The sequence below is a fragment of the Xanthomonas hortorum genome, assembly GCF_011305375.1.
Lineage (GTDB): Bacteria > Pseudomonadota > Gammaproteobacteria > Xanthomonadales > Xanthomonadaceae > Xanthomonas > Xanthomonas hortorum_E.
Map to the genome: position 1 here is coordinate 19,365 of NZ_VCME01000021.1, position 12,782 is coordinate 32,146.

Sequence of the window (12,782 nt, forward strand, 5' to 3'; positions counted from 1 at the left end):
CGCACGCGCTTATGCTCGGTGTCCTTTCATGCGACTGGGCTTCCATGTCACCGATCAAGACCTCTACGCTCGCTCTGGCACTGGTTGTGGCCTTGACCGGCTGCAAGCGCGAAGCCGGCGACAGCAATGCGCCGGCAAAAGCGGCCGCCCCGACACCTGCAGCCGCAGCTGCCGCAAAGCCTGCGTTCGACATCAGCGAATTGGGCCCTGCGGGCGGCGCATGTCAAAACCTGGACGACTTCGTCAATGGCAGCTGGGCAAAAGCCAATCCGATCCCGCCCGACCGCACCAGTTGGGGCGTGGACGAAATCCTGTCTGAAAAAAGCATGGCGATCCAGCGCAGCATTCTTGAAACTGCCGCTACGCAGTCGGGTAAGCAGACAACTTCGCTGGAGCAGAAGATCGGCACGCTCTATGCCTCCGGCATGGACGAAGCCGCTATCGAAGCGGCTGGCGCCCAGCCGATTCAGCCGCAACTGGACACGATCGCCGCGTTGAAGTCCGGCAAGGATGTCGCCGATTACATCATCAGCCGCCATGGCGAAGGCGATGCCCAGGTGTTCAATTTCGGGGCCGGCGCAGACTTCCATAACGCCGACATGCAGATCGCGTTTACCCAGGAAAGCGGCCTGGGCCTGCCAACCAAGGACTACTACACCGACGCAGAGCACGCATCCATCCGCGCCGCTTATCTTGCCTACATTGCCAAGTCGTTCGAACTCACCGGCAGTTCCGCCGACGCGGCCAAGACGCAGGCAAAGGACGTACTGGCACTCGAAACCCGCCTGGCTGCCGCATCACTGAAGCCGGTAGATGCGCGTGAGCCCAAGAACCAATATCACCTGGTCAGTCTCGCCGAAGCGGACAAGCTCACGCCGCACTTTCCGTGGAAGGATTTCTTTGCCACCCAGGGCGTGGACGTCGGCAAGGGTTTCTCGCTGGCGCAGCCACGCTTTTTCGCTGCGTTCGATCACGAACTGGCCAACGCACCCATTGCGCAATGGCAGGCTTACCTGCGCTTTCATGCGATCGATGACGCATCCGCACAGCTCAGCAAGGCCTTTGCCGACAATCGCTTCGCCTTCTATGGCAAGACCCTCTCCGGGCAACCAGAGCAACTGCCACGCTGGAAGCGCGTCCTGCGCGCGGTCAATGGCGCAATGGGCGAAGGCGTGGGTCAACTGTACGTCGCTAAAGTATTTACGCCCGAGGCCAAACAGCGTGCCAGCGAGTTGGTGGACAACGTCCGCGCCGCGCTCAAGACGCGGATTGAAAACGTCGATTGGATGAGTGCGGAAACCAAAGCCAAGGCCATCGCCAAGTGGAACACCTTCCTGCCCAAGATCGGCTATCCGGATACATGGCGCGACTGGTCCGGGCTGGAGATCGTCCCCGGCGCCTATTACCGCAATCTGCAGGCGGCCGCCAAATTCAACTATCGCTACGACATCGCTCAGATCGGCAAACCGACTGACCGCAAGCGTTGGCAGATGACGCCGCAGACCGTCAACGCGTATTACGACACCTCCACCAATTCCATCAATTTCCCGGCGGCGATCCTGCAGCCACCGTACTTTGATGCCAACGCCGACGATGCGCTGAACTACGGCGGCATTGGTGCAGTGATCGGCCACGAGGCGACCCATGGGTTCGATGACCAGGGCAGCCAGTTCGATGGTGCAGGCAACAACGTCAATTGGTGGACGGCCGAGGATCGACGCAAGTTCGAGCAGCGCAGCGAGCAGTTGGTCAAACAGTTCGACGCCTATACGCCACTGCCAGACCACCCCACGCTGCACGTCAATGGCAAGCTCACCCTTGGCGAAAATATCGCCGATCTGGGCGGCACCAACGTCGCCTACGACGCATTGCAGACCGCTCTGCACCAACATCCCGAACGCGCAAAAACGATCGACGGCTACAGTCCCGAACAACGCTTCTTTCTTGCTTTTGCGCGGAGCTGGCGCCAACGCGTGCGCGATCAACAGCAGATGGTCTACCTGGCCTCGGATCCGCACGCGCCCAGCAGGCTACGCGCCATCGCGCCTCCCTCCAACATGCCGCAATTCGCCACCGCGTTTGCGTGCAAGCCTGGCGATGCGATGGTGCGGCCTGAGAAAGACCGCGTGGTGATCTGGTAGGCGCCGCGCTAGTCACTACCTGCAAGCGCTTCCAACACGACGGCAATACGCACAGGCCCGCCCACGCGGGCCTGTCGCGTTCATGCAAGCGGCCGGCACCGAGGACAAACGGCAGCTCGCGCCCGCCTGCACGACGCGCAGCCTTGCTAAACTCCGCCGACTTCAATCTGGCCACCCTTCTTCTCGATGCCCACCATTCGTCCGCTTGCCCTCGCTCTTGGCTTCAGCCTGATCACGCTGCTGTCCGCCCCCGACGCCGACGCCGCGCGCAAGAAGAAGGCCGCTCCCAAGGCCCCGGCCGTCTCGGCGGCGTGTACCGATTTCTACGATTACGCCAATGCCGGCTGGCTCAAGGCCAATCCGCTGCCGCAGACCGGCGCCGTCACCGCACTGGGCCAGTTGTCCGAGCGCGCCCTGCAGCAGCAGCGCGAATTGCTGGACGCCTCGATGAAGACCCCGCAAGGCAACGTGCAGAAGCTGCTCGGCGACTTCTGGGCCAGCGGCCTGGACGAAGCCTCGGTCGAAAAGGACGGCTCCAACCCCATCGCCCCCTTGCTGGCGCGCATCGACGCGATCAAGAAGGCCAAGGATGTGCCCGCTTCCATCGCCGCGCTGCATCAGGTCGGTATCCCGGTCGGCTTCAACTTCGGCCCGGACGTGGATCTGAAGGCGCTGGATCGCCACATCGGTTACTTCATGCAAGGCGGCATGGGCCTGCCCGATCCGGCGTTCTACACCCGCACCGATGCCGACACCCAGGCGCTGATGGGCCGCTACCGCAGCTACGTCAAGCAGATGCTGGCGCTGACCGGCACCCCGGCCGACCGCCTCGAAGCCGATGCGGCGTCGGTGCTGCAGATCGAAACCGCACTGGCACGCAGCGCGCAGTCGGTGCAGGGCATCAACAACCCGTTCAACAACTACGCCCCGATCGCCACCAAGGAGCTGACCAAGCAATACAAGAACCTGCGCCTGGCCGACTTTCTGGAAGCGCAGGGCGTCAAGGACGATCTGGTGTCGATGGCCGACCCGGCCATGTTCAAGCAGCTCGACAGCATGATCGTCAGCATCAAGCCGGACCAGTGGAAGGCCTACCTGCGCTGGCGCGTGGGCGATGCGATGGCGCCGTACCTGTCCAAGAGCTTCCACGATGCCGAATACCAGTTCCGCGGCCGTCTGCTGCGTGGCGATGCATTGCCGCCGCAGCGCTGGCAGCAGGTGCTGGACGCGATCAATATCGCCGCCGGCCCGATGCTCGGTCGCGAATACGTGGCGCGTTACCTGAGCAGCGACACCCGCCGTCAGGCCGAAGCCATCGCCGACCAGGTGCGCGATGCACAGCTGGCCGCGCTGGAGCGCACCGGCTGGGGCAACGGCGAGGTGATCGCCGAAGCCAAGGCCAAACTGTCGGCGATGAAGATCGAAGTCGGCGCACCGCGTCGCGATCTGGACTACACCGTGCAGCCGATGGGCCGCGGCAGCTTCGGCGGCAACATGCTGATCGCCTCGACCTGGCGTCACCGCGAAGAAATGAAGCGCATCGGCAAGGGCAACGCCGACCGCCGTTGGGACGTGCTGCCGCAGCAGCCGGCAGTGGCCTACGACATCGCGCAGAACCGTCTGATCATCACCGCTGCCGTATTGCAGGCACCGGTGCTGACCAACGGCAGCACCCCGGCCGCGCAGTACGGCGCCTACGGCGCGCTGGTGGCACACGAAATCACCCGTGCCATCGACGCCAAGGGTTCGCTGGTGGATGCCAAAGGCGAGTTGCGCAGCTGGTGGACGCCGGCCGAGAAGACCAGCTGGACGTTGCTGACCGGCAAGGTGGCCAATCAGTTCGCCGCTTATCCGTACCCGGGCGTGCCCAACGTCAAGGTCAACGGCGCGCAGACCGCCGAAGAAAACCTGGCCGACCTGGCCGGCATCGAACTGGCCTGGCAGGCCTTCAGCAAGGCCCAGCCGGCCGCCACCGAGGCCGACAAGCAGGCGTTCTTCACTGCCTGGGCCGGCCTGTGGGCACAGCAGCTGTCGCCGAACGAAGCAGTGCAGCGTGCAAGCGCCGACATCCGTGCACCGGGCCAGTGGCGTACCAACGGCCCGCTGTCCAACTTGCCCGAGTTCGGTGCAGCATTCACCTGCAAGCCGGGCCAGCCGATGCAGCGTGTGGATACCGAGCAGTTGAAGATCTGGCGCTGATTTCAGCGCCAGGCAGTCACTGGCAATCAACGCAGTCACTGGAATTAAAAAAGAGCGCGGATTCCGCGCTCTTTTTTTGTCTGTCTCGTTTTGTCTGTCTCGCACGTTCTTCCATCCCGAAGAACCACGCCCTGCTCTTCGTAGGAGCGGCCCTGGCCGCGACGAGGCGTTACCGATAACGCCTCATCGCGGCCAAGGCCGCCCCTACCGCTCAGCGCCTATCTGATACGCCGCCACTCTCTCAACGCACCACGCGCAACGGCGGCTTGCGACCACCTTTCCCACCCTTGCCGCCGCTGCCGCCGAACGGTGACTGCCCGCGCCAGTAACGAATCATCAGCCAACCGAACAGCATGCCGCCCAGATGCGCGAAGTGCGCCACACCCGGCTGCCAGCCGGTCGCGCCCAGAAACAGTTCAATCGCACCGAACACGATCACGAAGGTGCGCGCCTTCATCGGGATCGGCGGAAACAGCAGCATCACCCGCTGGTTGGGAAACAGCATGCCGTAGGCCAGCAACAGGCCGAATACACCGCCCGACGCGCCCACCACCGGCGCACCACTCTGGGTGAACCAGGCCATCAGCAGCTGGCACACGCCGGCACCGGCCACACACACCAGGTAATAGGTCAGAAAGCGCTTCTGGCCCCAGGTCTGTTCCAATGCTGCGCCGAACATGAAAAGCGCCAGCATGTTGAAGAACAGATGGTTGAAGCCGCCGTGCAGGAACGCATAGGTCAGCAACTGCCACGGCATGAAGCTGGCGCCGGGCGAGAACGCATCGAAGCCGTTGGAAATCGGCCACAACATCAGCGACGACAACGCCGCATCGGAGGGCAGCACACCGGCGCCCAGGTCGCCCAATGCCCACTGCAACAGGAACAAGCCGATATTGGCGATCAATAACGCTTTGGTGACGGGCGGCAGTTGTGGCATGGCGGCATCCTTCGGAATGCCAACCATCATAACGGCAGGCTTATGAAGGCCCCCACACAGCCGCATCCAGGGTTTGCGCGGCACTGGGACGCCGCACCCGCCCCTGCTCCACCGCAACGCCCTCGGCGCGCAGGCGCCGACATTGCTCGCGATAGCCGGACGAGCCTTCCGGCAACGCGATCCGGCCATCGCTGCGCAGCACACGATGCCAAGGCAGCTGCGGATCGTCGTTGCCGCTGAGTACGCGCGCCACTAGCCGCGCCCGACCGGGAAGGCCGGCACGCAGCGCGACTTCGCCGTAACCGGCAATCTGGCCGGAAGGAATCGCGCGGATCACTTCAAGAATGCGCAGTCGTGCCTGCTCGCTGGAGAGCGCCGCACCATTGGACGCGGAACGCGCAGCTGGCTTGGCAGACGGACGAGGACTGGCTTGGCGAGGCTTGGACATCACGCAAGAATGCCACTTTAAGGATCCAGAGCCCCTCTCCCGCCGGGAGAGGGGTTGGGGTAAGGGTACGAGCGCAGATACGCACGGCTGAACAAGCAAAGCAGTCAAACGCTACGCAACGCCGAAAGAGGTACTGCCGACATTGAACAGCGGATCCAGGTTGATCGATGCATCGCTTGTACCGACCCTCACCCCAGCCCCTCTCCCGGGGGGAGAGGGGCTTTGAGTTGCTGCTCTCGTCCGCGCAGCTACGACAGCCACAGCTGCCGCAACCACCACCTCAATGCATCAATACAATCTCTTCGGACGAGGTGGGATGAATCGCCACGGTCTCGTCGAAGTCGCGCTTGGTCGCGCCCATCTTCACTGCCACCGCAAACCCCTGCAGCATTTCGTCCGCACTCTCGCCCAGCAGGTGCACGCCGACCACGCGCTCTTCCTCGCCCACACAGACCAGTTTGAACAGGCTGCGCTGGGGTGAATCGGCCAGCGCATGCAGCATCGGGCGGAAGTTGCTGCGGTAGACGCGCACCGCACCGTGGTAACGCTCGCGCGCCTGCTCTTCGGTCAGTCCAACATGCCCGAGCGGCGGATGCGAGAACACCACGCTCGGCACGCCTTCGTAATCCATGCGCGCATCCGGCTGATTGCCGAACAAGCGATCCATCAGCTTGCGACCGGCCGTGATCGCCACCGGCGTCAGCCCGACCTTGCCGCCGACATCGCCGATCGCATGAATATTCGGCACGCTGGTGGTCTGACCCTCGTCCACCACGATTTCGCCTTTCTCGCCCAGCGCGATACCAACCGCCTTCAGACCCAGCCCTGCGGTATTGGCGCGTCGACCCACGGCAAAAAACACCTTGTCGAAGACATCATTGCCCTGCTCGCTCGTATGCGCCGGGTGTCCATGCACACGCAGCCCACCGTCGGCATCGCGCTCCAGGCCGGTAGTACAAAATCCGAAATGCAGGCGCACGCCGAGATGGCGCAGGTTGTCGGCCAGCTGCAAGGTCAGTTCGGCATCGAAACGCTCCAGCAGCCGCTCGCCTTGCACGAACAGATGCACGCGGCTACCCAGCGCCTGCAGCAAGCCGGCGATTTCCACCGCGATATAGCCGCCACCGACAATCGCCACCTGTGCGGGCGCGTGACAGAGATTGAAGAAATCATCGGACACTTCGCCGTACTCGGCACCGTCCACGTCCGGGCGCAGTGGATGCGCACCGGTGGCGATCACGATGTGTTCGGCGGTCACCGGCACGCCGTCGCTGCCCATGAGAGTGTGCCGGTCCTGCAACACGCCGCGTTGCGGAATCATCACTACGCCATCCTCATTGAGCCGGCGCCGATAACTGGCATGGATGTTGGCGATGTAGCCCTGCCGATGCGTGACCAGTTCCTGCCACGCCAGTGTCGGCCGCGGCACATCGAAACCGAGCGCGCTGGCCAGTGCGATTTTTCCAGCCAGATCGGCTGCCAGCCACATCGCCTTCTTCGGCACGCAGCCCAGATTGACGCAGGTGCCACCCAACTCGTTCGGCTCCATGATCGCCACGCGGGCACCGTGTCTTGCCGCGCGAAATGCCGCCGCCAATCCACCGGAACCGCCGCCCAGGATCACCACGTCGTAGTCGTAACGGGCGCTCATGCGAATCGCTCCGCGCGGTAAACAGGCAGGTCCGGCGCAGGTGCGCGGCCCGTGATCAGATCGGCCATCAGTTGTTCGCTTGCAGTGCTCATGCTGATGGCGAGCATGCCATGCCCTGCCGCGAGCCAGACGTGAGGACGGACGGCAGGTCGCGCATGGTTTGTCTATCGGCTGCAATCGGGCGCAATCCAACCCGTCACCGGCGATCCAGTCGTCATGGCAGCGACGAGCAATGCGTCACGATCCTGCCCACCACTGCGTGCTGGCCTGCGTGCCTGGCCTGGCAACTGCGCACAGTGCAATGCCGCGCAACCCGCAGCAATACGCGTGCTACGACACGTGTCACTCCAGGCGCGCGCTGCCATGTCGCATCGGCGGCACACGCAAATAGGTCACGCTACGCCACAGCCACTCCATCGGCCCGAAGCGGAACCAGCGCAGCCACAGCCGACTCAGCACCACCTGCAGCGCGAACAACCCCAGCGCAAACGGCAGCTGCCACACCCGCGGAAACTGCTCGAAATAACCAAGCCCGTAACCATAGAACACCCACGTGCACAGCAACGACTGCAGCAGGTAGTTGGTCAATGCCATGCGCCCGGCCGGTGCGAGCCATGCCAGGCGCGGTGCAAGCCGCACCACCCATGCGGCGTAACCCAAGCTCATCAGCGGCCCGGCGATCAACGACAAGGCGAAGGCGCCCGACACACGCAAGTCCAGACGCGCCGGATCCATCCACGGCTCCAACGCATAACTCACCAGCATCACGCCCAGCCCGAGCGGCAACACGCCATAACGCAACGTGCGAAACAGACGCGGAAAGCGCTCAGGCGCCGCAATCGCGCCACTGCGCACAAACCAGCTGCCCAACAGAAACATGCCAAGCATCGCCGGACCATTGATGCTCAGCCCGGTCATCGCTTCCTGCAGGTCATGCCAGCGCTGCAGCGTCGCTTGCAGGTACGTGCCGCTGCCGTACGCGGCGCGCTGCGCCTGTACGTTCGCGACCGCCTGCTGCGCCGCATCGGCCATCGCCGCCTTCCACTCCACCGCAGCTGCCGGATCGGCCTGCGTCAACGTCCCTGCCGCGCCGTACAGCAGCATCAAGCCAGGCGCGCAGCAGTACACCAGCGCCGCAACCCACGGCAGCGTCACCGTTGGCACCGAGCGGGTGGTCAGCAACAGCAACGCCAGCAAGGCGTAGGTCACCAGAATATCGCCGGACCACAGCAGCAATGCATGGGCCAGCCCGATCGCCAGCAATCCAAGGGTCCGCCGCAGATACGTGCCGAAAAACCCGCGCCCGGCCTGCTCGGCGCGCTGCGCCATTACCGCAAAGCCCATGCCGAACAACAACGCGAACAAGGTGTAGAACTTGCCCTGCACGAACAGGTAGACCAGCGCATCGGCAACACGATCGATGCCATGCCAGTGCGGATCCACGCCGGTGAGCGCCAGATCGAGCGGGCCGACGAAGGCTTCGATATTCATCAGCAGGATGCCCAGCAGCGCAAAGCCGCGCAGCACATCCAGCACGACGATGCGCTCGGTTGCGGCAATGGGCTGCAGAAAATCGCGTGGTGTCATCAAGGCTCGGAGCGTGGTGTGCACGACAAAATGCAAACAGCCCGCCGAGATGGCGGGCCGTTTAACCTACAGCGGTCACCCGGAGTGGCTGGCAACACGTCGCAAGCCCTCGTTGGCTGGAAGCGGAGACGGTCCAGAAACCGGCATGTCTGCGTGGCACATGCAGAGTTCAGACACCGGCCACGCCCGCCCGAGGGCAGCGCGACCGTGTCAATCACCGCTCTCAGTGGTGATGGCCGCCTTCGCCATGCACATGTCCGTGGTCGCGCTCTTCCTGGGTGGCTTCACGCACGTCGATGATTTCCACATCGAAGTGCAGATCCTTGCCGGCCATCGGGTGGTTAAGATCCACATCGACCACGCTCATGCCGACCTTCTGCACCGTCACTGCGCGCGGGCCGAAGTTGGTCTGCAGCATCACCTGGGTACCCGGTGCCAGCTTGGTGGCGCCGAAGTGCTTCTTCGGCACGCGCTGGCTCAGGCCTTCGCGGTATTCGCCGTAGGCCTCGGTGGCCTTGACGTCCACGCCGAAGCTCTCGCCGGCCTCTTTGTCCATCATGGCCGCTTCCAGGCCTGGAATGATGTTGCCGTGGCCGATCATGATCGCCAACGGGTCACGTTCCTTGGAGCTCTCGATCGGCTCCTGGCCGATCTCCGAAACGGTGTAGTGGAAGCGGACGACGCTGTCTTTTTCGATCTTCATGCCTGGCTCTGAATGGGCTGCCCGGTGGCAGACGGTGGAGGACGGCTTGTCGGCCGCCGGGTGCGCCGCCATCATGGCGACCTGTTCGAACCGACCATTATCCCGGCTCCATGCCTATCACGCCAGTTTTCGCCGCTCACACCCGTCGTGTCGCGGCCAGTGTATTGCTGGGCCTGCTCGTGCTGTTGGGCGGTTGCGCACAGACCCCGGTGAGTCGCCCGGCTGCCGCCCCAGCGCCGACTGCGCGCGTATGGCCGCAGGTACCGCCGGCAGACCCGGCCGCCGCCAACAACATCCTAATGCGCGCCTTGGGTCTGGTCGGCACGCCCTACCTGTTTGGCGGCAACACGCCGGAAACCGGTTTCGACTGCAGCGGCCTGGTCGCCTATGTCTACAAGGATGTATTGGCGTTGGCGCTGCCACGCACCTCGCGCGAGCTGGCCGCCATCCAGGGACCCAGAATTTCGCCCGAAAAGCTGGCGACCGGCGATCTGGTGTTTTTCGGCTCCAGCGGCAACGTCACCCATGTCGGGATTTATGTCGGTGAAGGCCGCTTTGTGCATGCCCCCAGCACCGGCGGTACAGTCCGCTTGGATTTCCTGGACGGAGCCTACTGGCGTGACCATTATTCAGGTTCAAAGCGTGTTTTACATTGAAACGTGACGCACATCACAAGTCACAGAACGGAAATTTAACCTTTTTTGAACGTAACGATTCTTTCACCAAGGCATCATCGCGCATCGACAGCAGAAATGTGATTCCCGCGTGACGAACGACGAACAGATCAATCCTGGCGCCGCACCGCTTCCGCCCCGGAAACCGCTCCGCCTGCTGTGCGCCACCGCTCTTTGGCTCGCAGCCCTTCCCGCTCTGGCACAGACCGCCAACACTCCTTCATCCGTTCCGCAGACGACCACGCCAGACAGCGCCGTCGCCGCCGAGAAAGCCGCAACCCGCAGCCGCGCCGACGCCGCTGCCACCGCAACGCTGGCCGCCCTGCTTCCGCATCTGGCCGCCAATGACGCCATTCCGCTGATGGACCGTTCGGCGATGTTCGCCGGCGACCTCAGCCGTCTGTTGGCCAATTACGACGTTTCGCAGAGCGCGGCCAACGCCGCCCAGAACGCCGTGGCCGACAGCCGTGTCCAAGTGATCCTGCAGCGCGCCATGGCCCTGCTCGGCACCCCGTACGTCTGGGGCGGCGAGTCCACCGAAGGCTTCGACTGCAGCGGCCTGGTCGGCTATGTGTTCAAGACCGCCCTGGGCATCGACCTGCCGCGCGTCTCGCGTGATATCGCCCGCGACGAATCGGCCGAACTGATCAAGGACCCCTCCGCGCTCAAGGCGGGCGATCTGGTGTTCTTCGGCCGGCGTGGTCGCATCGACCATGTGGGCCTGGTGGTCGGCGACGGCAAGTTCCTGCATGCGCCCAGCCGCGGCAAGGACGTGCGCGTGGATTCGCTGGCCAGCGGTTACTGGAGCGAGAAGTTCATCCAGGCACGCCGAGTGCTGTGATTCTCGGCACCTGATCCACTGCGTGACAGACGAAGGCCGCGGCGATCCCGCGGCCTTTTTCGTGGCGGTGGTTTTTTAGGTTCGTACTTCAACCGCGGTGAACCAATCGACCGCAGCGCCGCGCAAGCACGTGGATCCTGCGCGGGTCACCCGGTGCGCAGCCACTCGGTCAGTGCGCAGCATCCGCTTTGTAGTGCGACATGGTGTCCTCGATGCCCTTGCTCAGTTCCATCACCTTGAGCGCGTACTCGGCCAGGCGCTGATCCTCAGGCGTGTCCGGCTGCCATGAGGGCACTGCCACTGGTGTGATCCCGTCCGGATCCATCGCCACGAACACGATGATGCAATGCGTGCACAGCCGCGAGTCGCCGCCCATGGGGCTGCGCGCACGCACATCGATGGCGAAATGCATGCTGGTGCGCCCGGTGTAGACCAGCTTGGCCGACACCGCGACCAGATCCCCGATCCGCACCGGTGCCACGAAGCGAATGCCGCCCACTGCCACGGTGACGCAGTAATGCCCGCTCCAGCCACTGGCCGCGGCAAAGCCCACCTGGTCGATCCACTTCATCACCACACCGCCATGCACCTTGCCGCCAAAGTTGACGTCGCTGGGTTCGGCCAGAAAACGAAATGTCAGATCACGCTGTTCGCCAATCACCGCCCGCCCTCGTCAATGGATGAGCTGGCAGTGTGCCATGCAGGTGCGACAGAAGCGCGCAGGGACATTCGGCGTTCCGGCGTGTATTCGATCAACCGCGTATCGCTTCAATGTTGTCCTGCTTGCGCAAACACAACCAAGGGAAATGCAGCTGTTTCAACTTAAACATCCGCCGCAGGCGCGCACTCGGCCGTCGCGGGTCGAATAGCCATTGCACTGCAAACCGATCGAACGTGGCGTAAGTGTGTTGGTGGTAGTGCGCGGCCAGTGCGGGCACACCCAGCTCGCTGAAGTAGCGCAGGCTGCGCGCGGCGCTTTCGCTGGCGCGTTGCGGGTCTGCGTACAGCGGGCTGTCGAGGATGTGCAGTTCGCCGCCGTCGCGCAGCTGGGCAAGCAAACGGGTGACCAACGCAGTGGGATCGGCGAAATACTGGATGCAGGCCGGCAGCACGATGACGTCGAAAAGATCACGTGGCAGCGCCAGGGTCTGGATATCGGCGGCGATGAAACTCAGCCGCTGGTCGTGGCCGAATACGCGTGCGGCCTGGGTCAGTTCGGTGCGATTGACGTCGATACCGCAGACGTCGCGTTGCAGCGATTGCGCCAGCAACTGCGACAGCCAGCCGTTGCCGCAACCCAGTTCGAGAATGGCGCCCTCGCCCGCACGCGCCTGTAGATGCTGCACCAGCAACGCGCTGGACAGCGCGCGCACCCGCCATTCCAGCGTCGTGCCGAGCTTGCCGCTGGGCCTTGGCAGGCTACGCACCTGCGCATCGGTGTAGAGCCGGCCCTCCTTGCGCCGAATCTCCAGATACTGCTGCTCGAACGGATCATCGGCCAACGAGCGCTGCACGAACACGCCGTCGATGCTCTCCAAGTCGGACAACTGCTGCAGCCGATCGCGCAGCGCGGGAAATCCAACACTCATCGGTCGGTCGCG

General features: G+C 63.8%; 10 protein-coding genes and 2 pseudogenes. 4 read left to right on the top strand and 8 right to left on the bottom strand.

Annotation, left to right across the window (positions count from 1 at the left end):
- Positions 1 to 44 precede the first annotated feature (44 nt).
- Both FFY45_RS17390 and FFY45_RS17395 read left to right on the top strand, forming a co-directional pair.
- Positions 45 to 2,141 carry a M13 family metallopeptidase gene (locus FFY45_RS17390; protein WP_176341377.1) on the top strand — a complete coding sequence of 699 codons (2,097 nt, stop codon included), beginning with the start codon at positions 45 to 47 and terminating at the stop codon, positions 2,139 to 2,141.
- Between the two features lie 186 nt (positions 2,142 to 2,327).
- Complete coding sequence (locus FFY45_RS17395; protein WP_168957742.1) at positions 2,328 to 4,340, top strand: M13 family metallopeptidase; 2,013 nt, start codon at positions 2,328 to 2,330, stop codon at positions 4,338 to 4,340.
- Between the two features lie 241 nt (positions 4,341 to 4,581).
- On the opposite strand, the gene FFY45_RS17400 is transcribed toward FFY45_RS17395, so the two are convergent.
- The 6 genes and pseudogenes from FFY45_RS17400 to FFY45_RS17420 form a co-directional block, all read right to left on the bottom strand.
- Positions 4,582 to 5,277 carry a rhomboid family intramembrane serine protease gene (locus FFY45_RS17400; RefSeq protein ID WP_043889734.1) on the bottom strand — a complete coding sequence of 232 codons (696 nt, stop codon included), beginning with the start codon at positions 5,275 to 5,277 and terminating at the stop codon, positions 4,582 to 4,584.
- A gap of 40 nt (positions 5,278 to 5,317) precedes the next feature.
- The gene (locus FFY45_RS17405; RefSeq protein WP_176341378.1) at positions 5,318 to 5,725 is read right to left on the bottom strand and encodes an MGMT family protein; all 408 of its coding nucleotides are present in this window, start codon (positions 5,723 to 5,725) and stop codon (positions 5,318 to 5,320) included.
- A 280-nt stretch (positions 5,726 to 6,005) separates the two neighbouring features.
- Positions 6,006 to 7,376, bottom strand: a complete 1,371-nt coding sequence (gorA, locus tag FFY45_RS17410) for a glutathione-disulfide reductase (protein WP_176341379.1) — start codon at positions 7,374 to 7,376, stop codon at positions 6,006 to 6,008.
- Positions 7,373 to 7,513, bottom strand: a pseudogene (locus FFY45_RS22210) (amino acid dehydrogenase); the annotation flags it as partial. The gene gorA and the pseudogene FFY45_RS22210, both read right to left, overlap by 4 nt.
- A 205-nt stretch (positions 7,514 to 7,718) precedes the next feature.
- Positions 7,719 to 8,963, bottom strand: coding sequence for a DUF418 domain-containing protein (locus FFY45_RS17415; RefSeq protein ID WP_176341380.1), 1,245 nt, complete (start codon positions 8,961 to 8,963; stop codon positions 7,719 to 7,721).
- A 223-nt stretch (positions 8,964 to 9,186) separates the two neighbouring features.
- The gene (locus tag FFY45_RS17420; RefSeq protein WP_006449968.1) at positions 9,187 to 9,666 is read right to left on the bottom strand and encodes an FKBP-type peptidyl-prolyl cis-trans isomerase; all 480 of its coding nucleotides are present in this window, start codon (positions 9,664 to 9,666) and stop codon (positions 9,187 to 9,189) included.
- Here FFY45_RS17420 and FFY45_RS17425 point away from each other — a divergent pair.
- Together FFY45_RS17425 and FFY45_RS17430 are read left to right on the top strand one after the other, a co-directional pair.
- A pseudogene (locus FFY45_RS17425) lies at positions 9,665 to 10,322 on the top strand (C40 family peptidase). The gene FFY45_RS17420 and the pseudogene FFY45_RS17425 overlap by 2 nt on opposite strands.
- A 109-nt stretch (positions 10,323 to 10,431) precedes the next feature.
- A complete protein-coding gene (locus tag FFY45_RS17430) occupies positions 10,432 to 11,181 on the top strand; it encodes a C40 family peptidase (protein ID WP_074057100.1) in 750 nt (249 codons plus the stop codon).
- A gap of 169 nt (positions 11,182 to 11,350) precedes the next feature.
- On the opposite strand, the gene FFY45_RS17435 is transcribed toward FFY45_RS17430, so the two are convergent.
- Together FFY45_RS17435 and FFY45_RS17440 are read right to left on the bottom strand one after the other, a co-directional pair.
- Positions 11,351 to 11,842, bottom strand: a complete 492-nt coding sequence (locus FFY45_RS17435) for an acyl-CoA thioesterase (protein WP_006449965.1) — start codon at positions 11,840 to 11,842, stop codon at positions 11,351 to 11,353.
- A gap of 91 nt (positions 11,843 to 11,933) precedes the next feature.
- Positions 11,934 to 12,770: a class I SAM-dependent methyltransferase gene (locus tag FFY45_RS17440; RefSeq protein ID WP_176341382.1), complete on the bottom strand. Its 837-nt coding sequence runs from the start codon at positions 12,768 to 12,770 to the stop codon at positions 11,934 to 11,936.
- Positions 12,771 to 12,782: the final 12 nt, after the last annotated feature.

Coding starts and splice junctions, on each gene's coding strand:
- gorA (WP_176341379.1), bottom strand. CDS start 7,376: ATGAGCGCCCGTTACGACTACGACGTGGTGATCCTGGGCGGCGGTTCC.
- FFY45_RS17390 (WP_176341377.1), top strand. CDS start 45: ATGTCACCGATCAAGACCTCTACGCTCGCTCTGGCACTGGTTGTGGCC.
- FFY45_RS17415 (WP_176341380.1), bottom strand. CDS start 8,963: ATGACACCACGCGATTTTCTGCAGCCCATTGCCGCAACCGAGCGCATC.
- FFY45_RS17420 (WP_006449968.1), bottom strand. CDS start 9,666: ATGAAGATCGAAAAAGACAGCGTCGTCCGCTTCCACTACACCGTTTCG.
- FFY45_RS17405 (WP_176341378.1), bottom strand. CDS start 5,725: ATGTCCAAGCCTCGCCAAGCCAGTCCTCGTCCGTCTGCCAAGCCAGCT.
- FFY45_RS17440 (WP_176341382.1), bottom strand. CDS start 12,770: ATGAGTGTTGGATTTCCCGCGCTGCGCGATCGGCTGCAGCAGTTGTCC.
- FFY45_RS17395 (WP_168957742.1), top strand. CDS start 2,328: ATGCCCACCATTCGTCCGCTTGCCCTCGCTCTTGGCTTCAGCCTGATC.
- FFY45_RS17400 (WP_043889734.1), bottom strand. CDS start 5,277: ATGCCACAACTGCCGCCCGTCACCAAAGCGTTATTGATCGCCAATATC.